Origin of the sequence: Buchnera aphidicola (Cinara curvipes), from assembly GCF_900698915.1 — a bacterium.
GTDB classification, from domain to species: domain Bacteria; phylum Pseudomonadota; class Gammaproteobacteria; order Enterobacterales; family Enterobacteriaceae; genus Buchnera_F; species Buchnera_F aphidicola_AY.
In genome coordinates this window covers 58,804-85,374 of sequence record NZ_LR217710.1, presented here as the reverse complement: position 1 = coordinate 85,374, position 26,571 = coordinate 58,804, and the positions used below count along the sequence as shown (strand labels likewise).

The 26,571-nt window shown below is 22.3% G+C and carries 24 protein-coding genes, 1 tRNA gene and 1 other RNA gene; 9 read left to right on the top strand and 17 right to left on the bottom strand.

Annotation, left to right across the window (positions count from 1 at the left end):
- The first annotated feature begins 181 nt into the window (after positions 1 to 181).
- Both BUCICURV3402_RS00400 and tilS read left to right on the top strand, forming a co-directional pair.
- Positions 182 to 254, top strand: a tRNA-Val gene (locus BUCICURV3402_RS00400).
- Between the two features lie 25 nt (positions 255 to 279).
- A complete protein-coding gene (tilS, locus tag BUCICURV3402_RS00395; protein ID WP_154029141.1) occupies positions 280 to 1,602 on the top strand; it encodes a tRNA lysidine(34) synthetase TilS in 1,323 nt (440 codons plus the stop codon).
- 10 nt (positions 1,603 to 1,612) lie between these two features.
- Here the strand turns inward: tilS and metG are convergent, their stop codons facing one another.
- The 11 genes from metG to smrB form a co-directional block, all read right to left on the bottom strand.
- A complete protein-coding gene (gene metG, locus BUCICURV3402_RS00390; protein ID WP_154029140.1) occupies positions 1,613 to 3,247 on the bottom strand; it encodes a methionine--tRNA ligase in 1,635 nt (544 codons plus the stop codon).
- A 215-nt stretch (positions 3,248 to 3,462) separates the two neighbouring features.
- A complete protein-coding gene (gnd, locus tag BUCICURV3402_RS00385) occupies positions 3,463 to 4,872 on the bottom strand; it encodes a decarboxylating NADP(+)-dependent phosphogluconate dehydrogenase (RefSeq protein ID WP_154029139.1) in 1,410 nt (469 codons plus the stop codon).
- Between the two features lie 91 nt (positions 4,873 to 4,963).
- A complete protein-coding gene (hisIE, locus tag BUCICURV3402_RS00380) occupies positions 4,964 to 5,578 on the bottom strand; it encodes a bifunctional phosphoribosyl-AMP cyclohydrolase/phosphoribosyl-ATP diphosphatase HisIE (protein WP_154029138.1) in 615 nt (204 codons plus the stop codon).
- Positions 5,578 to 6,348 (bottom strand): imidazole glycerol phosphate synthase subunit HisF, encoded by a 771-nt coding sequence (gene hisF / locus BUCICURV3402_RS00375; protein WP_154029137.1) that lies wholly within the window; start codon positions 6,346 to 6,348, stop codon positions 5,578 to 5,580. Before hisF ends, hisIE begins: the two co-directional genes overlap by 1 nt.
- Positions 6,330 to 7,067 carry a 1-(5-phosphoribosyl)-5-[(5-phosphoribosylamino)methylideneamino] imidazole-4-carboxamide isomerase gene (locus BUCICURV3402_RS00370; RefSeq protein ID WP_154029136.1) on the bottom strand — a complete coding sequence of 246 codons (738 nt, stop codon included), beginning with the start codon at positions 7,065 to 7,067 and terminating at the stop codon, positions 6,330 to 6,332. The genes hisF and BUCICURV3402_RS00370 overlap by 19 nt, the downstream gene beginning before the upstream one ends.
- Positions 7,068 to 7,071: 4 nt before the next feature.
- On the bottom strand, positions 7,072 to 7,662 hold the full coding sequence (hisH, locus tag BUCICURV3402_RS00365; RefSeq protein WP_154029135.1) for an imidazole glycerol phosphate synthase subunit HisH: 591 nt from the start codon (positions 7,660 to 7,662) through the stop codon (positions 7,072 to 7,074).
- Positions 7,662 to 8,729 (bottom strand): bifunctional histidinol-phosphatase/imidazoleglycerol-phosphate dehydratase HisB, encoded by a 1,068-nt coding sequence (gene hisB, locus BUCICURV3402_RS00360; protein ID WP_154029134.1) that lies wholly within the window; start codon positions 8,727 to 8,729, stop codon positions 7,662 to 7,664. Before hisB ends, hisH begins: the two co-directional genes overlap by 1 nt.
- A 1-nt stretch (position 8,730) precedes the next feature.
- Positions 8,731 to 9,795, bottom strand: coding sequence for a histidinol-phosphate transaminase (gene hisC / locus BUCICURV3402_RS00355; RefSeq protein WP_154029133.1), 1,065 nt, complete (start codon positions 9,793 to 9,795; stop codon positions 8,731 to 8,733).
- Between the two features lies 1 nt (position 9,796).
- Positions 9,797 to 11,125, bottom strand: coding sequence for a histidinol dehydrogenase (gene hisD / locus BUCICURV3402_RS00350; RefSeq protein WP_154029132.1), 1,329 nt, complete (start codon positions 11,123 to 11,125; stop codon positions 9,797 to 9,799).
- A 7-nt stretch (positions 11,126 to 11,132) separates the two neighbouring features.
- Positions 11,133 to 12,038, bottom strand: a complete 906-nt coding sequence (hisG, locus tag BUCICURV3402_RS00345; RefSeq protein ID WP_154029131.1) for an ATP phosphoribosyltransferase — start codon at positions 12,036 to 12,038, stop codon at positions 11,133 to 11,135.
- Positions 12,039 to 12,484: 446 nt separating this feature from the next.
- The gene (gene smrB, locus BUCICURV3402_RS00340; RefSeq protein WP_154029130.1) at positions 12,485 to 13,024 is read right to left on the bottom strand and encodes an endonuclease SmrB; all 540 of its coding nucleotides are present in this window, start codon (positions 13,022 to 13,024) and stop codon (positions 12,485 to 12,487) included.
- 294 nt (positions 13,025 to 13,318) lie between these two features.
- Here smrB and aroC point away from each other — a divergent pair, with 294 nt between their 5' ends.
- Entirely contained in the window at positions 13,319 to 14,380 is a 1,062-nt protein-coding gene (aroC, locus tag BUCICURV3402_RS00335) for a chorismate synthase (protein WP_154029129.1), read from the top strand.
- 280 nt (positions 14,381 to 14,660) lie between these two features.
- A complete protein-coding gene (gene dapA, locus BUCICURV3402_RS00330; RefSeq protein WP_154029128.1) occupies positions 14,661 to 15,545 on the top strand; it encodes a 4-hydroxy-tetrahydrodipicolinate synthase in 885 nt (294 codons plus the stop codon).
- A 220-nt stretch (positions 15,546 to 15,765) separates the two neighbouring features.
- Here dapA and dapE read toward each other — a convergent pair whose 3' ends face one another.
- The 4 genes from dapE to BUCICURV3402_RS00310 form a co-directional block, all read right to left on the bottom strand.
- Positions 15,766 to 16,896: a succinyl-diaminopimelate desuccinylase gene (gene dapE / locus BUCICURV3402_RS00325; RefSeq protein ID WP_154029127.1), complete on the bottom strand. Its 1,131-nt coding sequence runs from the start codon at positions 16,894 to 16,896 to the stop codon at positions 15,766 to 15,768.
- 111 nt (positions 16,897 to 17,007) lie between these two features.
- Positions 17,008 to 19,002, bottom strand: a complete 1,995-nt coding sequence (gene tkt / locus BUCICURV3402_RS00320; RefSeq protein WP_154029126.1) for a transketolase — start codon at positions 19,000 to 19,002, stop codon at positions 17,008 to 17,010.
- Positions 19,003 to 19,065: 63 nt separating this feature from the next.
- Positions 19,066 to 20,022, bottom strand: coding sequence for a transaldolase (tal, locus tag BUCICURV3402_RS00315; protein WP_154029125.1), 957 nt, complete (start codon positions 20,020 to 20,022; stop codon positions 19,066 to 19,068).
- Between the two features lie 209 nt (positions 20,023 to 20,231).
- Positions 20,232 to 21,446, bottom strand: a complete 1,215-nt coding sequence (locus tag BUCICURV3402_RS00310; RefSeq protein ID WP_154029124.1) for a beta-ketoacyl synthase N-terminal-like domain-containing protein — start codon at positions 21,444 to 21,446, stop codon at positions 20,232 to 20,234.
- Positions 21,447 to 21,768: 322 nt separating this feature from the next.
- Here BUCICURV3402_RS00310 and rsmI point away from each other — a divergent pair, with 322 nt between their 5' ends.
- Entirely contained in the window at positions 21,769 to 22,614 is an 846-nt protein-coding gene (gene rsmI / locus BUCICURV3402_RS00305; protein WP_154029123.1) for a 16S rRNA (cytidine(1402)-2'-O)-methyltransferase, read from the top strand.
- Positions 22,603 to 22,981: RNase P RNA component class A (rnpB, locus tag BUCICURV3402_RS00300), an RNA gene on the top strand. The genes rsmI and rnpB overlap by 12 nt, the downstream gene beginning before the upstream one ends.
- A gap of 42 nt (positions 22,982 to 23,023) precedes the next feature.
- Here the strand turns inward: rnpB and BUCICURV3402_RS00295 are convergent.
- Positions 23,024 to 24,370: a metallopeptidase TldD-related protein gene (locus BUCICURV3402_RS00295; protein ID WP_154029122.1), complete on the bottom strand. Its 1,347-nt coding sequence runs from the start codon at positions 24,368 to 24,370 to the stop codon at positions 23,024 to 23,026.
- A 257-nt stretch (positions 24,371 to 24,627) separates the two neighbouring features.
- Between BUCICURV3402_RS00295 and ppa the strand changes: the two genes are divergently transcribed.
- The 3 genes from ppa (at position 24,628) to rpmG (ending at position 25,666) form a co-directional block, all read left to right on the top strand.
- Positions 24,628 to 25,182, top strand: a complete 555-nt coding sequence (gene ppa, locus BUCICURV3402_RS00290) for an inorganic diphosphatase (protein WP_154029121.1) — start codon at positions 24,628 to 24,630, stop codon at positions 25,180 to 25,182.
- Between the two features lie 82 nt (positions 25,183 to 25,264).
- On the top strand, positions 25,265 to 25,486 hold the full coding sequence (gene rpmB, locus BUCICURV3402_RS00285; protein WP_154029120.1) for a 50S ribosomal protein L28: 222 nt from the start codon (positions 25,265 to 25,267) through the stop codon (positions 25,484 to 25,486).
- A gap of 12 nt (positions 25,487 to 25,498) precedes the next feature.
- Positions 25,499 to 25,666, top strand: a complete 168-nt coding sequence (rpmG, locus tag BUCICURV3402_RS00280) for a 50S ribosomal protein L33 (RefSeq protein WP_154029119.1) — start codon at positions 25,499 to 25,501, stop codon at positions 25,664 to 25,666.
- 163 nt (positions 25,667 to 25,829) lie between these two features.
- Here rpmG and BUCICURV3402_RS00275 read toward each other — a convergent pair whose 3' ends face one another.
- Entirely contained in the window at positions 25,830 to 26,558 is a 729-nt protein-coding gene (locus BUCICURV3402_RS00275) for a flagellar biosynthetic protein FliR (protein WP_172598543.1), read from the bottom strand.
- Positions 26,559 to 26,571: the final 13 nt, after the last annotated feature.

Here is a 26,571-nt window from a genome sequence, read left to right as displayed (position 1 = left end):
CCTATTAAATTAAAAAATTAATAAGAATAAACTGTTATAATTACTATATATAATTTAATTATTATATAGTTATTTTTAAAAAAATTATTATTTATATTTCAATACTAAATTAAAATAATATAAAAATATATATTTTTAATTGATAAATTAATTTTTATATAGTAAAATATTACTAATAAATACGTTCGTAACTCAATGGTTAGAGTGCTACTATGACATGGTAGAAGCTGGTGGTTCAAATCCACCCGAACGTAAAAAATTATATGTAATTTATTAATCATGTTTATAAAAAAATTATTTTTAAAATATCCTAAACAAAAAAAATTTTTATTAGCTTTAAGTGGAGGTGTTGATTCAACTGTATTATTACACCAATTGCTTATCTATAAAAAAGAAAATAATATAAAAATTCGAGCAATACATATAAATCATAACTTATATTCACATTCTATAGCTGCACAAAAATATTGTGAATATATTTGCAAAAAACACAATATAGAAATTATTATTGAGAATATATATATTCCAAAAAAAAATAAATATGGTATAGAAGGTTATGCTCGACTAAAAAGACTTAAAATTTTTAAAAAATATTTATTACCAAAAGAAATATTATTACAAGCACATAATCTTAATGATCAATGTGAAAATCTCTTTTTAAAATTAAAAAGAAAAAGTGGAATTGATGGGTTATCAGGAATAAAATTTAGTTCAAAATATAATACTATCAAAATAGTACGTCCATTAATATCTATACAAAAAAAAAAAATTATATCTTGGGCTAAAAAAAAAAAAATAAAATGGGTGGAAGATGAATCTAATAAATTAATTCAATACGATAGAAATTTCTTAAGAAACAAAATTTTATTAAAAATCTACAAAAGATGGCCAGAATTTTTAAAAAATTGTATAAAAAGTATAAAAATACTTGAAAAAGATCAAAAAGCATTAAATTTTTTTATTAAAATTTTTTTAAAAAAAAATATGTTTTTAGATGGATCATTATCATTAATAAATTTTTCTAATCTAAAATTAGAAGCAAAATATTCCGTATTAAAACAATGGTTAAAAAATAAATGTGGTAGTGTTCCAACTTATAAAATTTTAAATAGAGTATATCAAGAAATTATTTTAAACAAAAATTATCATAATAAAAAAATAATTTTTAATAATGGAGAAATAAGAAAATTTAAAGAAAAAATATACTATATTACTCCAAATTCTAATATTAAAAATATAATTATATATTGGAATAATATTTATAAACCTTTAAAACTACCAGAAAATTTAGGATTTTTAGTATCTAAAAAAATTTTTTTTCAAAAAAAAAAAAGTTACAAAATTACATTCCCTTCACAAAATACGTTAATTAATATTCGTTTTTATATTAAAAAAGAATATATATTTAATAATATAAAAAAAAAAAATAATATAAAAAAAATATTTCAAAAAAATAACATACCGCCCTGGTTAAGAAACACAATACCATTATTATTTTATAATGAACAATTAATATCTGGTATTGGTATATTTAATACAAATTATATTAAAAAAATAGATAATGAATATATAAAAATTTTATGGATAAATTTAATAAATTAAAATATTTCATTTATTTTAAAAAATCATCAATAAAACTAATTTCAATTCGTTTATATAAACATGAAAAATCATTAATTTTATGATTTAATAACGGTTCATTAATTTTATCCCAATATAATGATGTATTTAAAAATAATTCAGATTTATATACTAATTTCGGCATAATAGGCTTTAAAAAAATCATTATTATTCGAAATAAATTTATTCCTAAAGAACAAATATCATGAACTTTATTTTTATTATCTATATTTTTTATTAATAACCAAGGTTTTTTTTCATCAATATATTTATTTGCAAGATTAGATAAATATCTAATTTTCTGTATTACTAATGAAAATTTTCTTTCTTCAAATAAATCCTGAATACATATAGTTATATTAATAAACTGTTGATATAAATTTAATTCTTTAATATTATTTGATAATGTATTAAAAAAATACTTTTTTAAAAAAGAACTGTTTCTTGCAGCTAAATTAATTATATTATTCACAATATCTGAATTAATCTTATATGCATAATCATATAAATTTATATCTATATCTTCAATAGTATGTGATAATTTTGAAGCAAAATAATATCTTAAAGAATCAGAATCAAAACAAGATAACCATTTATTTGCTGAAATTGCTAATCCTTTTGATTTAGATAATTTTAATCCTTTAAAAGTAACATAACCATGAACAAATATTTTAGTAGGTTTTCTATAATTAATCGCTTCTAATATAGAAGGCCAAAACAAACTATGAAAATAAATAATATCTTTACCGATAAAATGATATAATTTATTTTTTGAATTTATAGACCAAAATTCATTAAAATTAATATTTTTTTTAATATTACATAATTCTTTAAAACAACTAATATAACCAATAGGAGCATCTAACCAAACATAAAAGAATTTATTAGAAAAGCCAGGAATTTTAAAACCAAAATATGGTTTATCTCTAGATATATTCCAAGATCGTAAACCTATAGATAACCATTCATTTATTTTATTTAATACAGATTTTTGAACAACTCCAGAATTAATCCATTTTTTTAAAAATTGTGAAAAATAAGATAATTTAAAAAATAAATGTTTAGAATTCCTAATATCAGGAGATGAACCTGATAATTCTGAAATAGGATTCAATAATTCTATAGCATTATAATTTACCCCGCAAAAATCACAATTATCACCATACTGATTAATAGATTTACATTTTGGACAAGTACCTTTTATAAATCTATCTGATAAAAACATATTCAGTTTTTTATCATACAACTGATCTATATATTTTTCTTTAATTAATTTTTTTTTTTTTATTATATGATATATATTTTCACATAAATTTTTATTAATCTTACTATCTGTAGATGAATAATGATCGTGAATAATAGAAAACTGTAAAAAATTATTTTTATGTTTTTTTTGCATACAATAAATTAATTTTTTTGGACTAATTTTCATTTTTTTTGCTTTTAACATAATAGCAGTTCCGTGTGTATCATCTGAACAAATAAAAATAACAGAACGACCTCTCATACGATGATATCTAACCCAAATATCTGCTTGAATTTGTTCTAATAAATGTCCTAAATGTATATCACCATTGGAATATGGAAAAGCACATGTTACTAAAATAGTATTAGTAAAATTTTTCATAAAATAAACCATAAAATAATAAAAAAAATAAAAATACTATAAAATAAACTAGTTAATTATTTTTTTTATAAAAAATATTTTTCTCTATTATAAATAAAATTATTTATTAAAATAAAATTTTATAAAAATAAAAAATTTTAATATTATATTATCAAAATATTTCATCATGCAGAATAATCTATACATTATATATTATATTTTAAAAAAAAATACAATTATTCTAACCAATTAGTATGAAAAGAACCTGATTGATCAATTCTATTATAAGTATGAGATCCAAAATAATCTCTTTGAGCTTGTATTAGATTAGCAGCTGAATTAACAGTACGATATGCATCGTAGTATGACAAAATATTAGAAAAAACAGGAACAGAAATTCCGTTATTTATAGCTTCAGTAACAACGGTACGTAAAGAAAGTTGATATAGATTAATAACATCTTGAAAAACCGGAGTAAATAATAAGTCAATTAAGTTATTATTTTCTGAAAATGCTGTTACAATATCATTTAAAAAATTTGCTCGAATAATACATCCAGAGCGAAAAATTTTAGCAATATCCGAAAACTGTAAATTCCAAAAATAATGTTCAGAAGCTTTCTTCATTAAAAAAAAACCTTGTGCATATGAAATAATTTTACCTAAATATAATGCTTTACGAACATCTTCAATAAACATTTCTTTATTAAAATTACTATTTAAGGATACTTTAGGGCCTGATAATATTGTAGAAGCAATCATTCTATTAGCTTTTAAAAAAGATAAGTATCGTGAAAAAACAGACTCTGTTACGATAGAACAAGGAACTTGTAATTTTAAAGCACTATTTGCTGTCCAGGTACCGGTACCTTTTCCTGAAGCTACATCTAAAATAGAATCAATAATAAAGTTTCCATCCATATCTTTTTTACATAAAATATTTCCAGTAATTTCTATTAAATAACTACATAATTCTCCTTCATTCCATTTTTTAAAAATACATGACAAATCAGTATTATTCATTCCAACTAAATTTTTTAGTAAAGAATAAGTTTCTGCAATTAATTGCATATCGCTATATTCAATACCATTGTGAACCATTTTTACATAATGCCCAGATCCATTTGGACCAATATATTTTACACAATCTTCTTGGTTATATTTAGCTGAAATCTTTTTAAAAATCGGAGCAATTAATTTATAAGATTCTATATTACCGCCAGGCATAATAGAAGGTCCTTGTAATGCTCCGAGCTCTCCTCCTGATATTCCAACCCCGAGGAACTGAATAGATTTTTTTTGTAAAAAATTAAATCGTTTAATAGTATCTTTATAAAAAGAATTTCCTCCATCAATAATTAAATCACCAGAATCTAAATAAGGTAAAAGAACATTTATTATTTTATCAATAGGAGAACCTGATTGAATCATTAATAACACACAACGTGGTTTATTTAAAGAGTTAATAAATTTTTCTAAATTAGAAAAAGGAAATAATGAATTAACGGAGTTTTTAAATAAAAATTTCATTGTTTCGTTATGAGATCTATTAAAAACTGATACAGAATATCCATTTCTAGCAATATTAAAAGCTAAATTTTTCCCCATAACACCCATTCCAATAATTCCTATATCATTGTTTAACATAAATACCCTCACTAAAATATATATTGTTAATATATATATAAATATATACATTTATTTTAAAAAAATATTAATTAAATCCTAAAAAAATATCTTATTTATAAGAACGATCTTTTAAATTTAAAATAATTGATTTAAAATCTACATTAACAGACTGTAATAAAATTAATAAATGAAATAACAAATCAGATGATTCATTAATTATATTAGTCGAATTTTTTTCTAAAAAAGCTATAATAACTTCTATAGACTCTTCTCCTACTTTTTGTGCAATTCTATTTCTACCTAAAGAAAATAGATTACTAATATAAGATTTTTTAGAATATTCTTTTTTTCTTGATTTAATCACACTTTGTAACTTTACTAAAAAAGAATAAATTGGTTTAGAAGATTTAAAACAACTAAATCTATTTAAATGACATGTATTTCCAGATGGTTTTACCTTAACTAAAATAACATCATAATCACAATCAGTTGTAATTTTTTTTACATATAAAAAATTTTTAGAAAATTCTCCTTTTACCCATAATCTGTTTTTTTTACGAGAAAATAAAGTAAATAATCTTTTTTTAATTGTATTATTCAGCGCTTCTTGATTCATATATCCAAACATTAATATTTCTCCAGAAACATAATGTTGAGCAATAGCTGGAATCATATTATTTAATTTTTTCCAATTTAAATATTTTATATTTTTACAAGTTAACATTATCTAATTATCACTCCTTTATTAAATAAAAATTTTTTTAAATCAAGAACAGAAATAAATTTATTATGAAATATAGAAGCTGCTAAAGCACCATCTACTTTAGCTATTAAAAAAACATTTAAAAAATCATTCATACAACCAGCTCCACCAGAAGCAATTAAAGGAACTGAACAAATTTCGCGAATTTTTTTTAATTGTTCAATATCATAACCACCTTTAGTTCCATCGGTATTCATAGTGTTTAAAACAATTTCACCGGCACCTAATTTTTGTACTTTTTTTACCCAATTAAAAGTATCCCAGCATGTAAGATGAGATTTATTTTCATTTCCAGTATATTGAAAAACTTGATATTTTTTTTTTATTTTATCGTACCATGAATCTATTCCTACTACAACACATTGAACTCCAAAACGATCTGCTAATTTACTAATTAATAAAGGATTATGCAATGCTGGAGAATTAATAGATATTTTATCAGCACCTAATGATAAAACCTGCTTAGCATCTTCTACAGAAGAAATACCTCCAGCTACTGAAAAGGGTATATTGATTAATTCAGCAATTCTGGTAATCCATTTCATATCTAATAATTTTTTTTCAGGAGAAGCTGAAATATCATAAAAAACTAATTCATCAATACCTGATATAGAATAATATTTCACTAATTCAATTATTTTTCCAATAACAGTATGATTACAAAATTTAATACCTTTTACAACCATACCATTTTTAACATCTAAACACGCTATTATTCTTTTTGCCAACATTTTTGAGCCTCCAAAAAAGTAAATTTTTTTTCTAAAAAGGCACGACCTATAATAACATGTTCTATATTATTTTTTTTTAAATGATATAAATCAGAAATAGAACTAATTCCACCTGAAGATTGTAATATAATATTAGGAAATTTTTTTTTTAAACTTTTATATAAATTTATATTAGGACCTAAAAAAGTTCCATCTCTTGAAATATCAGTACATAAAATATTTTTTAATCCATATGGAATAAAATTATTTATTACACTTTCTAAATTAATTTTTGTAATATTTTTCCAACCATTAATTGCAACCTTATTTTCATTATTATTATTTATTTTTACGTCTAAAGCTAATATGAAATTAGCACAACCATATTTATCTAACCATAATTTAAAATTGTCTGGATATAAAATAGCAGATGTTCCTATAACTATTTTTGAAACACCGGAATTAAATAAATCTTCAATATCTCTTTCAGAACGAATTCCACCACCTATCTGAAAATCAATTTGACTATAATGAGAAATAATCTTTAAAATATGTTTTTGATGATTTAATGGGTTTGTACATCTATCTAAATCAACTAAATGTATATACGTTGCACCTTGTTGTACATAATGATCTATTTGTTTAAAAATATCCATTTCATAATGTATTTTATTATTATAATCACCTTGATACAAACGAACAATTTTACCATTAATAAAATCTAATGATGGAATAATCATATTTTTATATCTCTAAAAAATTTTTAATAAATTGCTCCCCCGGTTTTCCTGATTTTTCTGGATGAAATTGAACTCCAAAAAAATTTTTTACTGCTATTGCAGAACAAAATTGAATACCATTTATAGAAGAAGCAATAGTATATTGATTAACATTCATATAAAAACTATGTAAAAAATAAAAACGAGTATTATTATCAATGTTTTTAAATAATTCATGATTTATAGTATAATTTACAGTATTCCAGCCAATATGTGGAACTGAACAATTTATATTTGGTAATTTTTTTATCAAACATGATACTTTGTTTAATAAAATAGATTTTTTTCCTTCGTAACTATATTTTCCTAATAACTGCATACCTAAACAAATACCTAAAATTGGTTGCTGTGTACACTTTATAAAAGATAATAAATTTTTTTCTCTTAAAAATTTTATTACAGAAGAAGAAGTACCTATACCAGGTAAAAATATTTTTTTAGCCTTTTTAATCTCATAAATTGAATCAGTAACATAAGCCAAATATCCTAACCGACGTATAGAACATTGAATAGAATACAAGTTTGAACATCCTGTATTAATAATCACAATTGACATTATAATAAACCTTTTGATGTAGGTAAATCATGACCATCTAAATAAATAGCTTGTTTTAAAGAACGACCAAATGCTTTAAATAAACTTTCAGCACAATGATGATCATTTTTTCCAAAAGCATGTAAATGAATAGTAATCTTCATAGATTGACTTAAAGAATAAAAAAAATGTTCAATCATGCATACATTTAAATCACCAACATATTTATTTTTAAAAATAGCATAAAAAGATAAAAAAGAACGCCCTGATATATCAAGTAAACATGAACAAATACTTTCGTCCATAGGTAAAGTAAAACCATATCTTGATAATCCTATTTTATTTCCAAGGGCACGCTTTAATGCAGACCCTAAAGTTATCCCAATATCTTCTACTGTATGATGATCATCAACATACAAATCTCCTATAACATTAATATACATAAAAATACCACTATGTATTCTAATTTGATTTAGCATATGATCTAAAAAACTAATTCCAGTATTAATATAGTTTTTTATAGGAAAATCTAAACTAACTTTAATAAATATTTTTGTTTCTAAAGTATTTCTAGAAATTTCTGATACCCTATTAGGATATGTTAATTGTTTAACAATTTTTTTCCAAGAAAAAAATTTTGAATGATATAAAAAACTTTTAATTCCCATATTATGGGCTAACTGAATATCTGTATTTCTATCTCCAATTACATAACTATTCTTTCTATCTAATCCAATATTATTAATCCAATATGAAACTAATGAAGTATTTGGTTTTCTACAATTACATTTTTCGTGTATAAAGTGCGGGCAAATTAAAACGCTTTTAAAAAAAATTTTTTGTGAAGAAAAAATATTTAACATTAAATTATGTATTTTACTAAATTTTATTATGGGAAAAGAACTACTTCCTAAACCATCTTGATTGGTAATCATAACTAATTGATAATCTAAATCAATAAGTCTTAATAAAGAATAGATTACATCTTTTTCTAAATAAAATTTACTAATAGAATCGATTTGATACGTTTTTTTTGGTTCTCTAATTAAAGTACCGTCACGATCAATAAATAAAAATTTTTTTTTCATCTTATATTTTCTTTCCTTCAAACATAGATAAAATATTAATTAAATCTTTACATTCATTTATTGTACCTATTGATATTCTTAAGCAATCTTTTAAACCTAACTTATGCGATTGATCACGAATTATAATCCCTTTTGATATTAAATATTGAAATACTTTTTTAGATTGATAAAATTTTATAAGAACAAAATTAGCTTGACTAAAAAAAATGTTTTTTACACATGAAAAAGATTTTATTTTATTAATTAAAAAAAATTTATTTTTAAAAATTTGTAAAATATTTTTCTTTACTTTTGTAATATTTTTTAATTCTAATGACTTTATAGCAATATTAGATACTGGAGTAGGAATAGGATATGGAGCTAATACCTTTTTAAGGATATTAATAATATTTATATTTGATAATATAAAACCACATCTAATTCCAGATAAACCAAACGCTTTAGACAAAGTTCGCAAAATTACCAGATTATTAAATCTACTTAATTCAGAAATAAAACTATCTTGAATAGAATAATCAATATAAGCTTCATCAATAATTAATAAAGTAGTTTCAGGAATCATAGTAAGAATACTGATTATATCTTTTCGAAAAAACAAATTTCCAGTAGGATTGTTTGGATTACATAAATAAATTAATTTAACATTATTAATTTTTTTTTTAATATTTTTTATATCTAATTGAAAATTTGGTAAAACTGGTACTATTATTTTTTTAATATTAAAAATATCAGCTACTACAGAATACATATCATATGTAGGGGGGAAAAACATAATATTATCATTACCAGATACACAAAAAGTACGAACTAATAATTCAATTCCTTCATCAGCCCCTCTAGTAATTAAAATTTGATTATTAGGTATACAAGAATATTGAGAATATTTTTTTAATAATTTAAATGATTGAAATTCTGGATATCGATTTAAATTATTATGTTCATATTTAACTGTATTAATCCATGGAGATTCATTTGCATTTAAGTAAACATGACCCTTTAAACCAATACTACGTGCTGATTCATAGGGTTTTAAAATATGTATATGATTCGGAGTTAATTTTTTCATTTTATTTTAACTCATTAATAACTTGTTTATCTTTTAATACATTCATTCTAATACTTACTGATTTATTATGAGCATCCATTCCTTCTGTTAAAGATAATACTGAAATACTTTTTGATAAATTTTTTAAAGATTTTTTTGTCATTTTTTGAACTGTAATTATTTTTTGAAAATCAGAAATACGTAAAGTAGAATAAGTTTTAGAATATCCATATGTTGGTAAAACATGATTTGTTCCAGTAATATAATCACCTGCAGATACAGGAGTCCATTTTCCTAAAAATACTGCTCCAGCGTTTTTAACATATGATAAAAATTTTTTTGAATTTTTTATATGCAAAATTAAATGCTCAGGAGAATATAAATTTGATATTTCAAAACATTCAAGTAAGGAAGTAGAAATAATAATTCTACTATTTTTTAATGAATTTAAAATAATATCTTTATTAGATAAATAAGACAATTGTTTTTTAATTTCTACCACAACTTTTTTTGCAAATTCTAAACTTGTACTTAATAAAACTACCTGTGAATTACTGCCATGTTCAGATTGTGCTAATAAATCAGAAGCAATAAATGATGAATTAGAATATTTATCAGATATAATTAATATTTCTGAAGGACCGGCAGGCATATCTATTGATACACCAGGAATATCACGGCTAATTTGTAATTTAGCCTCTGTAACAAAAATATTTCCTGGTCCAAAAATCTTATCTACAGCTTTTATAGTTTCAGTTCCTAAAGCAAGAGAAGCGATTGCATGAGCCCCACCTAGTTGAAGAACTTGATTAATTCCACATATTTTAGCAATATATAATATTTCATTACTAACGGGTGGAGGGGAACATAATACAATATTTGAACATTTTGCCAATTTAGCTGGTATAGATAACATTAATGCAGTAGAAATTAATGGTAGTTTACCTTTAGGAACATATAAACCTACTGAATTTATAGGTTTTATAATATGCTGACAATATGTTCCTGGAAATGTTTCAACACATAAATTAGATGAAATTTGTTTAGAATGAAAAATTTCAATATTGTTTTTTGCAACTGAAACAGCATCTTTAAAAGACTTAGAAACTAAGTTAGCTGATAAATTTATTTTTTCTTGAGAGACATAAAAACAATCTAATTTAATTTTATCAAATCTTAAATTATAAGAATGTACAGCAACATCTCCATTTTTTTTAATAGTACTAATAATTTTTTTGATAGATTTTTTAATTTTTTTATCAGCAATAATACGAGGTCTTAATAATAAAAATTTTTTTTCTTCTTTTGTTAAATCACTCCAATTAAAAATATTTTTATATATATTTAACATAATTCTTTTATTCCATCATTTTTTCTATAGATAAAACTAAAATAGAGCTAGCCCCTAATAATTTTAATTGTTCCATGGTTTCCCAAAAAACAGTTTCGCTGCTAACCATATGTAAAGCTACTTTATTTTTATTACCAAATAATTCTAAAATAGTTGGTTGCTCTACCCCTTTTAACAAATCAGTTACTTTACTTAATTTATCTTTTTCAATATGTAACATAATATATTTAGACTCTCGTGCTTTAATAACACCTTGAATTCGATTTAATAATTTTTTAATAAATCTTCTTTTTTCCGGAATCATGTATTTCTCTTCACGAGAAATTAAACAAGCACGAGAATTATAAATAGTTTCTACTTCTCTTAACCCATTAGCATCTAATGTAGCTCCTGTAGAAACCAAATCACATATAACATCTGCTAAACCAGAATTATAAGCTACTTCTACAGAACCATTTAAAACAAACGGTTTAAAAGGAATATTTTTTTTATCAAAATATCGTTTTAATAAATTTGGATATGATGTTGCAATACGACAATTTTTTAAGCAAGATATATCCGAATATTCCATATCTAAAGGAACAGAAAGTGATAACCGACAAATACCAAAATCAAGATTTTGTAAAATAGTATATGAAACCGACTCTTTTGATAATAATCTAGTTAAACATTTTTCTTCTAAAACATTAGACCCTATAATTCCTAATTCCACTACACCATCCATAATTAAACCTGGAATATCATCATCTCTAACTAAAATAACATCTATTGGCATATTTTCTGCAAAAGCAATAAGACTAGATTTTTGTAAATTAATTTTGAGACCACAATTTTTTAATAAATTTTGTGAATCATTACTTAACCGACCTGATTTTTGTATAGCTAAACGCACACGATTTTTATTCAATTGCATAACCTTATTTTTATCAATATTAAATATAATAAAAATATAAATATATCTTTTCATAAAAAATATTTAAAATAATAAATATTTACTAAGATAAGTAATATATTTAAATATATAATAACTTAATTAATTTTTTATATTTATTTTTAAATAAAATTAACATTAAATCAATTTATATTTGTCTAAACTATGTTTAATATAATTAAAAAAATTATTTTCAATATCAATATCTAAAATACAAATTATTAATTATTTTTTTAAAAAAATAAAAATTATTATTAATTTAAAATTAATTATTATTTTTTAGAAAATATTATATTAAAATAAATAATATAATTTTTATAATAATTTAATAAATAAAAAAAATTTATTTTAATACAATATTAAAAATAATTTTTATAAGTTCATTTTATAATAATTAATCTTTAATAGATATAAAAATACTATATATATTACATATAATTATTTTTTATAAAAACTAATATAGCTGCATCATGACCAAATATTTTTGGAGCTTGATGAAAAGCTAATATATCAGGATGTTGAGATAACCAAAATGGAATTTGTTTTTTTAATATTTTTCTACCATACCCATGAAGAATATTAGCACAAAAGAATTTCTCTTTATGACAAATCATAATTAACTTTCCTAATTCTTTTTTAACTTGATATAAATTCATTCCATGTAAATCTAAAGTAATTTCTGGTATATACTCTCCTCTTTTTAATTTTTTTAAATCCAGATTATAACGCATATTTCTAACAAAACAAACAGGATTATTAGTTAATAAAAATGAATTTTCATTTACAATATCTCTAAAATAATAACTATGTGCTTCTTGTGTTAAAATATCTTTATTATATAATCGATACTTATTGTTATTTTTAATATTAATATGACAAATTTTATCTTGTATAATTTTTTTAACTCCTTTCATATAATATAAAAATGTTTCTTTTTCATTTAAATTAATCGTATTACTTTTTTTCATATCAAAATTTTCCAAATGTTTAAGTTTCTAATATTTTTTAACAAAATATTATATTTATAAAAATAATTTTTGATAAAATATACAATTTTAAAAAACATATTTATTAATTTATAATAAAAATATGTAATATTTTACAAAAAATAAAAAATAATTTTTACTTTAAAATAAAATATCTATATTTACATATATTAATATAATTAATTATGTATTTATTTTAAATAAATAAAATATTATAATAAAATAATAATTATATATTAAAATATCTATTTAATTATTTTTAATACTGAGGTTGATATGTCAGGTAATACTATTGGAAAAATATTTAAAGTAACAACATGTGGGGAGTCACATGGACCTATGTTAGCTGGAATTATTGATGGAGTACCTCCTGGTTTTTCTATAAAAAACAGTGATATACAAAAAGAATTAAATAGAAGAAGACCAGGTTTTTCTCCTTTTACTACACAAAGAAGAGAAGAAGATATAGTTGAAATATTTTCAGGTATTTTTAAGGGAAAAACTACCGGAACTAGCATTGGAATAAAAATAAAAAATAAGGATGTTCGATCACAAGATTATTCAAATATTAAAAATATATATAGACCTAATCATGCAGATTTTACGTATGATAAAAAATATGGTATTAGAGATTATAGAGGTGGGGGTCGATCGTCTGCTAGAGAAACTGCGATTAGAGTAGCTGCGGGAGCAATTGCGAAAAAATATTTAAAATTAAAATATAATATAAAAATTAAAGGATATTTATCACAATTAGGACCAATTCATTGTCCATTTCAATCCTGGGAAGAAGTAAAAAATAATCCATTTTTTTGTAGCAATCCTGAAAAAATTAATCAAATAACTCAGTTTATTAAAAAACTTAAAAGATCTGGGAATTCTATTGGAGCTAAAATTGTAGTTATTGCAAAAAATGTTCCTGTTGGTTTAGGAGAACCTGTATTTGATCGATTAGACGCAGAAATTGCTCACTCAATTATGAGTATTAATGCAGCTAAATCTGTTGAAATAGGGGACGGAATTAATGTAGTAGAACAAACCGGGGATATACATCGAGATGAAATTTTACCTAATGGATTTTCAAGCAATCATTCAGGAGGAATTTTAGGTGGAATTAGTAACGGAGATAAAATTATAGTACAAGCAGCCTTTAAACCTACATCTAGTATTAAAATACCCGGAAAAACAATAAATAAATTTGGAAAAGAAACCTCTATAATTACAAAAGGTAGGCATGATCCTTGCGTAGGTATACGAGCAATTCCAATCGCAGAAGCTATGTTGGCAATAACATTAATGGATCATACTTTACGCTTTCGCGCTCAATGCGGAAAATAATTTATTATCTTATCAAAACTATAATTAAAGTAATGTTTTTATAATTAAAAAATTTAAGAATTAAACTATATTTTTATATATAACGTATATTCTTAAAAAAAGAGATATGATATTCAAAAAGAAAATATTTATTTAAAAAATATTTAAAATATTTATTAATAAACAAAACAATATTTTAAAAAATAAATATCTACTAATTTAAAAATAATATTTTTAATTATTCATAAATAATAATCTCATTAAAATAAATATATTATTTTTTTTATAAGGAATTATTAAAATGTTTAAAGGAAGTATTGTTGCTTTAATTACACCTATGGATGATAAAGGAAATCTTTGTAAAAAAAGTTTAAAAAAAATAATTCAGTATCATATTAAAAATAAAACTAATGCAATAGTTTCAGTAGGAACAACAGGAGAATCAGCTACATTAAATCAAAATGAACATACTAATGTAATTATGAATACATTAGAATTTGCAGATGAAAAAATACCTATCATTGCAGGAACTGGATCAAATGCAACTTCAGAAAGTATCATACTAACTAAAAAACTAGAAAAATCAGGAATTTCTGGATGTTTAAGTATCACACCTTACTATAATCGACCTACACAAAAAGGATTATATCTTCATTTTCAATCTATTGCAGAAAGTACTGATTTACCACAGATATTATATAATGTACCAAATCGTACAGGATGTAATTTATTACCAAAAACAATTGCTAAATTATCACAATTTAAAAATATAATTGGCTTAAAAGATGCTTCAGGAGATTTATCAAGAGTAAATCAAATTAAACAAATTGTAAAAAATGACTTTATTTTAATGAGCGGGGATGATACAACTGCTTTAGATTTTATTCAACTAGGAGGAAATGGGGTTATTTCTGTTACAGCTAATATTGCTGCTTATCATATGGTAAAAATGTGTAATCTAGCCTTAAAAGGAAATTTCATAAAAGCAAGAATAATAAATAAAGAATTAAGTGATCTGCATCACCTTTTATTTAAAGAAACAAACCCTATTCCCATAAAATGGGCAGCTAGATACATTAATTTAATAAAATATGATACTTTAAGATTACCAATGACACCATTATTAAGTAAAAACAAAAAAATTCTCAAAAAAGCAATTAATTCAATAAAATTATATATAAAGTAAATTTGATATATAGAAAAATATTAAATTATATTTAAAATTATAAAAAATATCTTAAAATAATATTTATTTTATAATAAAAATTATATTTATTAAATTAAATTAAATAAACTAATATATATCTTATGCAATGATAAAATTTATATTATCATTGCATAAATATTGCATGAAAGTTTTTTATAAAAAATAATATATATAATAACATTAAAAACATATATATAATTTATAAAAATAATTTATTTAAAATATTAAAATAAATATTTTTTAATTTTAATAAATCAACTAAATTTACACATTCATTAACTTTGTGAATTGTAGAATTTAATAAGCCAAATTCCACTGTTTCATCAGATAAGTGAAAAATAAATCTTCCATCAGAAGTACCACCATTTGTTTTAAAAGTAGGAATAATATGAGTATACTCATATATACAGTTAGAAAGAATTTTACAAAAAGTACCAGGTAAAGAAATAAAAGGTTTAGCATGACAAATCCAAGAAATAGAATATTTTATTGAGTACTTATGAAGTAAACATTTAATACTATTTATAATCATTTTTTTAGTAATCAAAGAACTAAACCTAATATTAAAAAATACTTTTAATTTTCCTGGAATCATATTAGTAGTATAATTATTTTCTGAAAATACTTTTGAAATCTGAATAATAGTAGGATCAAAAAAATCATTACCTTTATCTAAAGATAAAGTAGATAATTCTACTAAAAATGGAGCTGATAAATGAATTGGGTTAGAAGCTAAATTAGGATAAGCAACATGACCTTGAACACCATATATTGTTAAATCAGCTGAAAGTGAACCTCTACGACCATTTTTTATACAATCACCTAAAATATTTTCACAAGTTGGTTCTCCAACAAGACAATAATTAAATTTTTCTCCTCTCTTTTCTAATATTGAAACTACTTTTTTAGTTCCATATTTACCTGTAGACTCTTCATCTGAAGTAATTAAAAATGATATTCGACCCTTATGATTAGGATTGTTTTTAATAAAATTCTCTACAGCTACTAACATAGCAGCTATTGAACCTTTCATATCTACCGCACCTCTACCATAAAGAATACCATTAGATATAGTAGATATAAATGGTGAAGTTTTCCAAGAAAAAATATCACCTTCGGGAACTACATCTGTATGTCCTAAAAAAGTAATAGTTTTACCATATCCTCTCCAAGCCCAAAAATTATTTGTATCTTTAAAATTCATTCTTTCTATATTAAAACCTAATAATTTTAATCTTTTTATTAAAATTTCTTGACAACCTAAATCTTTAGGACTGATTGATGGTATATCAACTAATTTTTTTGTCAAATTTAAAACTTCAGTATACATATTAAATCCTGATATTTTTTTATATAACTTAAATATTTTAAAATTTTAAACAAATATTATTGATTAAATATATAAAATAATATCATATATAAAAAAATATCATCAATAAAATTAAATAAAAAAATGATTTTTAATTTGATCTACAATTTTTTCTACTGAAAAACCAAAAATTTTAAATAAACTTTCTCCAGGACCTGATTCTCCAAATGTATCAATTCCAATTCGAATACCATTTATACCCACATACTTATACCAATATTCACTACTTCCCGCTTCAATAGATATTCTATTTATAATTTTTTTAGGTAAAACTAACTCACGGTATTTTTTATCTTGACTATCAAAACAATCAGCAGATACCATTGATACAACTCTAACATGATAACCTGATTTATACAAATCTCTTGCAACTTTTATAGCTAAAGATACTTCTGAACCGGTAGCAATAATAATATAGTTAATATTACAACCATAATCTCTTAAAATATATCCACCTTTAAAAATATTTTTAATCTGATCTTCTGTTCTTAAAAACTGTTTTACATTTTGACGAGATAATATTAAAGCTGTAGGTCCTAATTTTCTATTAATACCATAAAACCAAGCAATTGCTGTTTCAGAAGAATCACAAGGTCGCCATACACTTAAATTTGGTATATATCTTAAAGTAGAAATATGCTCAATAGGTTGATGAGTAGGACCGTCTTCTCCTAATCCAATAGAATCATGAGTATAAACAAAAATATGTCGAGTTTTCATTAATGCAGCCATACGTATAGCATTACGAGCATAATCTGAAAATACTAAAAAAGTAGCTGTATAAGGAATAAAGCATCCGTGATGAAAAATTCCATTAGCAATAGATGTCATTCCAAATTCTCTTACACCATAATGAATATAATTACCTGTAATACATTTTTTTATAGATTTAGATCCGGACCAAATAGTTAAATTACTAGGAGCTAAATCAGCAGACCCACCAATTAATTCAGGTAATAAATTTCCAAATTTCTCTAACGTATTTTTTGAAGCTTCGCGTGTTGAAATACTTGTTAATGAAGTATTTAATTCTAACAGAAAATTATATAATATAGTTTGTAATTCATTAGGTAATTTTTCTTTCATTCTACGAATATATTCTTTAGATAATTCTGGATATTTTATAGAATACTCTTTAAATAAATTATTCCAAGATAATTCTATTTCTTTTCCTTTTTTTTTAGCGCTCCAAGCAGAATAGATAGATTCAGGAATGTGGAAAGGTGGATAATTCCAATTTAATTGTTTACGAGTTAACAATACCTCATTTTCACCTAAAGGTGCTCCATGAGAAATTGATTTACCTGACTTATTAGGAGAGCCAAATCCAATTACTGTATTACATATAATAAGTGATGGTTTAAGAACATTTTTTTTAGCTATTTTAATAGAATAAATAATTTCCTCTGAATCATGACCATTAATTTCAATTACGTGCCAATTATAAGATAAAAAACGTTTTTTTGTATCATCAGTAAACCAATCAGATACTTCACCATCAATAGAAATACCATTTTTATCATAAAAAACAATTAACTTACCTAACTCTAATGTTCCAGCTAAAGAACAAACTTCATGAGAAATTCCTTCCATTAAACATCCATCTCCAGAAAAAACCCATGTATAATGATTTATAATATTAAAATTTTTTCTATTAAAATATTGTGATAATAATTTTTCAGCAATAGCCATTCCTACACCAGAAGCTAACCCCTGACCTAATGGACCTGTAGTAATTTCTACTCCTGGAGTACAGTGTACTTCAGGATGACCTGGTGTTTTAGAAAAACATTGTCTAAAATTTTTTATATCTTCTATAGATATTTTATATCCTGAAAGATGCAAAACACTATATAATAACATTGAAGCATGACCATTAGATAAAATAAATCTATCACGATCACACCATAAAGGGTTATTTGGATTATGTTTAAAAAAATCACGCCATAATACTTCAGCAATATCTGCCATACCCATAGGAGCTCCAGGATGACCTGATTGTGCTTTTTGAATAGCATCTATACTTAAAATTCGTATTGCATTTGATAAGTGTCTTCTAGATAACATATTTCTTTCCTTGATAAAATAAATTTTTAAAAAATTAAAAATGTTTTTTAATATTTTTAAAAATTATAATTTATTTAGTAAAAATTTTTCTAATCGTATTTGATCAGAACTAAATTGTCGAATACCTTCAGATAATTTTTCAACAGCCATAGCATCTTGATTATGCAAAAATCTAAATTCAGACTCTGATAAAGGACTTGGTTTAATTAATACTGTATTAATTTTATTAACATCTAATTGTTTTAAAAACTTATCTTTTTTCATTTTTAACTGCTCTAATAAATCTAAAGATATAGTAATACGATCACATCCAGATAATGCTAAAATTTGTTCTAATCTACGAAAACTTGCACCCATAATAATAGTTTTATACCTATATTTTTTATAATAAATAAAGATTTTTTTCAATGCTATTACACCTGGATCTAGTTCAGAACAATACTCAGAATTAATAAAAGATTTTTGATACCAATCATAAATTCGACCAACAAAAGGAGAAACTAAAAATACACCTGATTCTGCACAGGCACGAGCTTGAGCAAAAGAAAATAACAATGTTAAATTACACTTAATACCTATTTTTTTTAATTCTCTTGCTGCTTGAATACATTCCCAAGTAGCAGCTAATTTTATTAATACTCTAGATACATCAATTCCATAATTTTTATATAATTGTATTATTTGTATAGATTTTTGAATACATTTTTCAGTATTAAAAGACAAACGTGCATCAATTTCGGTTGATATATATCCTGGAATATTTTTTAAAATTTCTACACCAAATCCTACAGACACCATATCACTTGCATAATTTACTTGATCATCTATAGAACTGCTAATACTTTTTGCATATTTTATAGAATTATCAATAATATATTCATATTTTTTAGATAAAACACTTTTTAAAATTAATGTTGGATTAGTAGTTGCATCACTAGGATGATATTTCTTTATGCACTCTATGTCACCGCTATCTACTACTATAGTAGAATATTTTTTTAAATAATCTAATTGATTCATACATACACTCATATAATATTAAAAATTAATAAATAAAATTTATATTTATAACACGTTAATAATAAAATATATGAAAAATAATTTTTATTATCATACTAAAAAATAGCACTTATAATAAGTAAATTATATCGTTTTTAATATAAAAATGAAATGATATAAAAAAATTTAAAATAAATATTAAATAATATTTAAAAAAATATTCTTTATTATCAATTATATTTTTTTATTACTAAACTAACATTAGTTCCGCCAAAACCAAAACTATTTGACATAGCTATATTAATAACCTTATCTATAGGTTTTCGAACAACATTCATATTTAAAGCTGAAAAATCTAGATTATTTATATTAATACTAGGAGCAATAAAATTGTATTTTAACATTAACATAGTATAAATAATTTCTTGTACTCCTGCAGCTCCTAAAGAATGACCTGTAATAGATTTAGTAGATGATATATAAGGAATACCATGTTTTTTAAAAACCTTTTTTATAGCATTTAATTCTTTAACATCACCTATTTTAGTAGATGTACCGTGAGCATTAATATAATCAATAGAACTATCAATATGTTTTATTGCATTATTCATACAACGTACAAAACCTTCTCCGGAAGGATATATTATGCTATCTCCATCACAAGTAGTTCCATAACCAATAACTTCTGCATAAATATTAGCTTTTCTTAATAAAGCAGAATTTAATTCTTCTAAAACTATTATACCGCTACCACCAGAAATAACAAATCCATCACGATTTTGGTCAAATGCTCTAGAAGAAAATTCTGGTGTTTTATTAAAATTCATAGATAAAATTCTCATAGCATCAAATTGAGAAGCTAACTCCACACTCAATTCTTCTCCTCCTCCAGCGAAAATAATATCTTGTTTTCCAGAAGAAATTAAATCATAAGCATGTCCAATACAATTCGCAGAAGTTGAACAAGCTGAACTAATAGCATAGTTAATTCCATAAATCTTAAAAAAAGATCCTAAACAAGCTGAAATAGAAGAAGACATATTTTTAATAGCAGAATATGGACTAATTTTATTAATACGATTATTATGAATTTGAAAAATTGATCTATAAAATTGAGCAGCTCCACTTCCTGATCCTACAATAATACCTACTCTAGGATTTTTCATATATATATCAGGATATAAATTGCTATCTTGAATAGCATCTTTCATAGAAATATATGAATACATAGATGCAAGATTCATAAATCGCAAAAATCTTTTAGGTATTTCTTTAATTCTTTTTATAGATATTCCACCCCAAACTGTACTATATAAACCATATTCTTTCATAATCTTAGAAAATACTATTCCTGAAATACCATTTTTTAATGATCTAACAATTTTTTTTTCTAAACTACCAATACTAGAAATAATTCCAAAACCTGTAATTACCGCTCTTTTCAATATTTCTTCTCCTTAAATAACAATATTTTTTACTAAAAAATAATATTAAATAAATTTTTTATATAAATAGAATCACTAATAAAATTTTTACATTTAAATAAATATAATTTAATTTTAATAAATAAAAAAATATTATTAATTATTTAGAAATACATTATGTTTATTAAACATATGATATAATAAAAATGTTAATATAATAAATTATAAATAAAATATTAATAATATTAAATAATTTATTAAAAATAAAAAATTAATTCTATTATAATTAACTAAAATAAATAAAATTGGGTAAATTAAATATCATGTATAAAAAAAAAATAATATTGGTTTATTATATATTGTTCCCACTCCTATTGGAAATTTATTAGATATAACATATAGATCAATTAATATTTTAAAAAAAGTTGATTATATTATTTCTGAAAACATAAAACATACATCTATTTTATTAAAATATTTTTCTATTAAAAACAAACTATTAAAATTAAATACATGTAATGAAAAAGAAAAAAAAAATAAATATATTATCATGTTAAATAATGGTAAAAATATTGCAATTGTTTCAAACGCAGGAACTCCTGTTATTAACGATCCAGGTTATTTATTAGTTAAACATGCGTATTATAATAATATTCGAGTTGTTCCTTTACCAGGAGCTTGTGCAGCAATTACAGCTCTCAGTGCTTCAGGTTTAAAAACTAATCAATTCTGTTATGAAGGATTTTTGCCAAAAAAACAAAAATCATGTGAAAAGAAAATAAATTCTTTATGCAAAGAAATACGTACAATTATTTTATATGAATCACCAAAAAGGTTAATTCATACAATAAAGTTAATAAAAAAAATAATGGGTTCAAAAAGAAAAATAGTCATTGCAAAAGAATTGACTAAAAAATGGGAAAATATAAAAAAAGGCACTGTAAAAGAAATACTTAATATTATAGAAAATAACATCTATTGGGAAAAAGGAGAAATAACTATCCTAATTGATGGAAAAAAAAAAAATAAAGATAATATTTTATCTTCTAAAATATTAAATATTTTTAATATCTTAAAAAAAGAAATGAAAAAAAGTACAGCTATAAAAATAACTGCAAAAATATGTGGTTTCAATAAAAATATACTATATAATAATATAATTAAAAAAAAATATAATGAAGTTGATTGAACAGTCGCTGTATAATTAAATTTATTAAACAGAGGAAAGTCCGGGCTCCAACGGGTATAGTGCCAGGTAACACCTGGGAAGAGAAATCTTACGAAAAGTACAACAGAAAATAAACTACCAATATAAAATATTTATTATTAATAAATAAAAAATATTTTAATAGGAAAAGGTGAAATGGTGCGGTAAAAGCGCACCGCAAAATTTGGTAACAAATTTGGCATGGTAAACTCCACTAGGAGCAAGGTCAAGTAGGAGAATGTACCCGCATAAAACCTCTCCGGGTAGACCGCTAAGAATTAATAAGCAATTATTAATCTAGATAAATGACTGTTTTTAACAGAACCCGGCTTATAGATCAACTTCATTAGTATAAAATATATTAAATATATAAATTTATTCAGATTAAATATTAATATCCAGAAATTTGTATTTTGTCAATCAATACTGAAGAACATTGAATATTATTTTTTTTATTAATATCATTAGCTATTAATATAATATTATTCCATGTATTAATTAGATTACCAGATATAGTAATTCCATGAATAGGATATTTTATTATTCCATCTTCAATCCAAAAACCACAAATTCCAAATGAATAATTGCCAGTAATTATATTTATACTATCGCCTAATAATTCTGTTATTAAAACACCTCGATTCATAGTATGTAAAATATCATCAAATGATTGAGTTAATTGCGTGCTAGATACTATCCAGTTATATATTCCTCCAGAATGTCCTGTATTTTCTATATTTAATTTATTTGATGAATAAGTATCTAATAACCATGTTTTTAAAATACCATTTTCTATAATTTTTCTCTTTTTTGTTGCTACACCTTCATTATCAAATAAACGGGATGATAAACCTTTATTTATAAAAGGATCTTCAAAAATATTTAGCCAAAAAGGAAATATTTTTTTATTTAAATAACATAATAAAAAAGATGATTTTTTATATACAGAATACCCATTAATAGCATCGATTAAATAAGAAAATAATTCATTGGCAATGTCAGAAATAAATATAACAGGAGAAATCTGTGTAGATATCTTCTTTGAATTTAATCTTGCAATACTTTTCTTAGCACTATCTTGACCTACTTTTTCAGGATCATCTAAATCATTAAAATCTCTTGATACTGAATAACTAAAATCTCTTTCCATAAAATTTTTATAACGTGCAATAACATGACTAGATAAATAATTGCATGTAGACAAATAAGAATCTATCCAACCTAAACTATTTCCTAAAATATTTATATCAATTGAATATTCAAAAACTGATCCTTCTATATTAATAACTTTAGAATCAAAATTTAAAGCTGCAGAATTAGTTAAATCTACTAAATTCTTTATTTCATCTAAATTAAATAATTTAGGAAAAAATAAATTTATTTTTTTTTTATGATCAAATAATAAATTTATATCAGGTAATCCAAAACATTTATCCATTTCTGTATATTTAGATATACTGATAGATCTATCAATCGATTTACAAATTTCTAAAAAAGATATTTTATTAGAAAAAACAGAAGATTGACGAAAATTATTATATATGGTTACTAAACTACTAACATAATTAAATGATTCAATATTATCTATAATTCCATATCTACTAGAAATAATTAAAGAATATGTTTTTTTTATTATAATCATTCCACTTGAAACATTTTTCTTTAAATATAATAATGCTTGCTGTATATTACTAATTAAAATATTTAAATCTTGTTGTATATTATAAGAAGATAACATTACAAATCCTTAATTAAATATATATAAATAAAAAATAAAAAAATATAAATATATATTTTTTAAATAAATTTTATTATACATTATAATATATAATTTACTTTTTATTTTTAATAAATATCTATATATACAAATACTATTTTTATAAATTTATAAAAATAAAATTAAATAATAATACTTACCTTAAAAACTTTTATAACTAAAAATTTATTATTCTAAAAAGTAAATTTTTATGTTTAAAAAATATTACATTCAAAAATATGAAAAATTTTACTCAAATACCAGCAGGAAAAAATATTCCTGATGATATATATGGAATTATTGAAATTCCAGCTTATTCTAGTCCAGTTAAATATGAATTACATAAATCTTATTTTATGTTATATGTAGATAGATTTATACCTACAACTATGTTTTATCCTTGCAACTATGGATTTATTAATAAAACTCTTTCTCTTGATGGAGATCCATTAGATATATTAATACCTACTCCTTACCCTATTCAACCGAAATCAATAATTCGATGTAATCCAATAGGATTATTAAATATGGAGGATGAATCAGGAGAAGATCAGAAAATTATAGCTGTTCCACACAAAAAAATTACACAAGAATATATAAATATTCATGATATAGATCAGTTATCTATTTTATTAAAAAAACAAATTATTCATTTTTTTAAAAACTATAAAAAATTAGAGAAAAATAAAACAGTAATAATAAAAGGATGGAAAAACGCAAAAGAAGCAAAATTAGAAATTAAAAATTCAATTGATAGATATAAAAAAAAAAATAAGTTTCAAAAAAATTATTAAAATTTAAAAAAATAATATAGTAATAAATAAATGTTTAATTTTAATTTATATTAATAATTTAAAAAAATATGAGATGATAACTATGTCAAAAATATGTCAAATTACTAAAAAAAAATCAATGTTAGGACAAAATCGTTCACATTCAATGAATGCTACTAAAAAAAAATTTTCTTTAAATATACAATATCATAAATTTTGGATTCCTGAGGAAAAAAAATCAGTCAGAATAAGAATATCAGCAAAAGGATTAAGGATGATAAATAAATTTGGAATTTCAGAAATATATAAAAAATATATTATATAAAAAGAGAAAAAAATGGCTAAAAGCAACAGAATTAAAATAAAATTAATTTCTACAAGCGGAAGTAAACATTATTACACTACTACTAAAAATAAAAGAAATCAAGTTAATAAATTAAAACTCAAAAAATATGATCCAATATTAAAAAAACATTATTTATATGAAGAAAAAAAAATAAAATAATTAAAATATAGGATCAAATACTTATAATTTTATTTTTTACTGGAGATCTATTTTAGATCTCCAGAAATAATATTTTATAAATATTTTATTTTACAATATAAAAAAAATACTATTTATATGAATAAATTAAAATTTTTAAAATATTTATATATAACAAATATAATTAATTAGAAAGGTATTGTACAATATAATCTTTTAAATAATTAAATAAGTGTTTAATAATAAATTTACCTAAAAAATATAAATGATAAATAGAATATTTTAATAAAATTAAACCACAAATAAAAATAATAATTAAAAAAGAAGAAAATAATGATGAATTAGGTGATAAACGGTTAAACATCATAAATGCTATATAGAAAATTAAAAAAAAAAATAAGATAGGTAAAACACTTCGTATTCCACTAATAAAAATATTACTAAAAAATTTTATAAGAGAAAAAAAAACACTTTGATCAACAAATTTCTCATGTAAAGGAAATACATAAAAACTTTTTACTAAAAAAACAACTAAATTCAGATGAGCGTTGTATATAAAAAATAAAAATAAAAAAAAAATATTTAATATACGTGATATAACAACAGAATAAAAACTATAACCTAAATTAAAAAAAACAGAAAAAGATAAACCAGTTTGAGAACTAATAATTTCTCCAATAAAAATCATACAAACAGATAAACACTGAAGTAAAAAACCAATCATAATTCCTATTAATACTTGATAAAATAAAGCAACAAAAAAATCTATAGTATAAATACTATACTGAAAATCAGAGATAAATGGAGTTAATAAATTGCTAATTAAATAAACTAAAATAATTTTTGTAGTTATATTAACATGCATATTATTAAATATTTTAGAATAATTTAATACTGAAAAAATTCGAGTCATTATTAATACAATT

What these genes read in the sequence shown, in the direction of transcription:
- aroC (WP_154029129.1), top strand. Translation starts at nt 13,319, where the DNA reads ATGTCAGGTAATACTATTGGAAAAATATTTAAAGTAACAACATGTGGG.
- rpmG (WP_154029119.1), top strand. Translation starts at nt 25,499, where the DNA reads ATGGCTAAAAGCAACAGAATTAAAATAAAATTAATTTCTACAAGCGGA.
- hisB (WP_154029134.1), bottom strand. Translation starts at nt 8,729, where the DNA reads ATGAAAAAAAAATTTTTATTTATTGATCGTGACGGTACTTTAATTAGA.
- gnd (WP_154029139.1), bottom strand. Translation starts at nt 4,872, where the DNA reads ATGTTAAACAATGATATAGGAATTATTGGAATGGGTGTTATGGGGAAA.
- ppa (WP_154029121.1), top strand. Translation starts at nt 24,628, where the DNA reads ATGAAAAATTTTACTCAAATACCAGCAGGAAAAAATATTCCTGATGAT.
- tkt (WP_154029126.1), bottom strand. Translation starts at nt 19,002, where the DNA reads ATGTTATCTAGAAGACACTTATCAAATGCAATACGAATTTTAAGTATA.
- smrB (WP_154029130.1), bottom strand. Translation starts at nt 13,024, where the DNA reads ATGAAAAAAAGTAATACGATTAATTTAAATGAAAAAGAAACATTTTTA.
- BUCICURV3402_RS00295 (WP_154029122.1), bottom strand. Translation starts at nt 24,370, where the DNA reads ATGTTATCTTCTTATAATATACAACAAGATTTAAATATTTTAATTAGT.
- hisC (WP_154029133.1), bottom strand. Translation starts at nt 9,795, where the DNA reads ATGAAAAAATTAACTCCGAATCATATACATATTTTAAAACCCTATGAA.
- tilS (WP_154029141.1), top strand. Translation starts at nt 280, where the DNA reads ATGTTTATAAAAAAATTATTTTTAAAATATCCTAAACAAAAAAAATTT.
- hisD (WP_154029132.1), bottom strand. Translation starts at nt 11,125, where the DNA reads ATGTTAAATATATATAAAAATATTTTTAATTGGAGTGATTTAACAAAA.
- hisH (WP_154029135.1), bottom strand. Translation starts at nt 7,662, where the DNA reads ATGTCAATTGTGATTATTAATACAGGATGTTCAAACTTGTATTCTATT.
- metG (WP_154029140.1), bottom strand. Translation starts at nt 3,247, where the DNA reads ATGAAAAATTTTACTAATACTATTTTAGTAACATGTGCTTTTCCATAT.
- tal (WP_154029125.1), bottom strand. Translation starts at nt 20,022, where the DNA reads ATGAATCAATTAGATTATTTAAAAAAATATTCTACTATAGTAGTAGAT.
- hisF (WP_154029137.1), bottom strand. Translation starts at nt 6,348, where the DNA reads ATGTTGGCAAAAAGAATAATAGCGTGTTTAGATGTTAAAAATGGTATG.
- dapA (WP_154029128.1), top strand. Translation starts at nt 14,661, where the DNA reads ATGTTTAAAGGAAGTATTGTTGCTTTAATTACACCTATGGATGATAAA.
- BUCICURV3402_RS00275 (WP_172598543.1), bottom strand. Translation starts at nt 26,558, where the DNA reads ATGACTCGAATTTTTTCAGTATTAAATTATTCTAAAATATTTAATAAT.
- dapE (WP_154029127.1), bottom strand. Translation starts at nt 16,896, where the DNA reads ATGTATACTGAAGTTTTAAATTTGACAAAAAAATTAGTTGATATACCA.
- hisG (WP_154029131.1), bottom strand. Translation starts at nt 12,038, where the DNA reads ATGCAATTGAATAAAAATCGTGTGCGTTTAGCTATACAAAAATCAGGT.
- rpmB (WP_154029120.1), top strand. Translation starts at nt 25,265, where the DNA reads ATGTCAAAAATATGTCAAATTACTAAAAAAAAATCAATGTTAGGACAA.
- hisIE (WP_154029138.1), bottom strand. Translation starts at nt 5,578, where the DNA reads ATGTTAACTTGTAAAAATATAAAATATTTAAATTGGAAAAAATTAAAT.
- BUCICURV3402_RS00370 (WP_154029136.1), bottom strand. Translation starts at nt 7,067, where the DNA reads ATGATTATTCCATCATTAGATTTTATTAATGGTAAAATTGTTCGTTTG.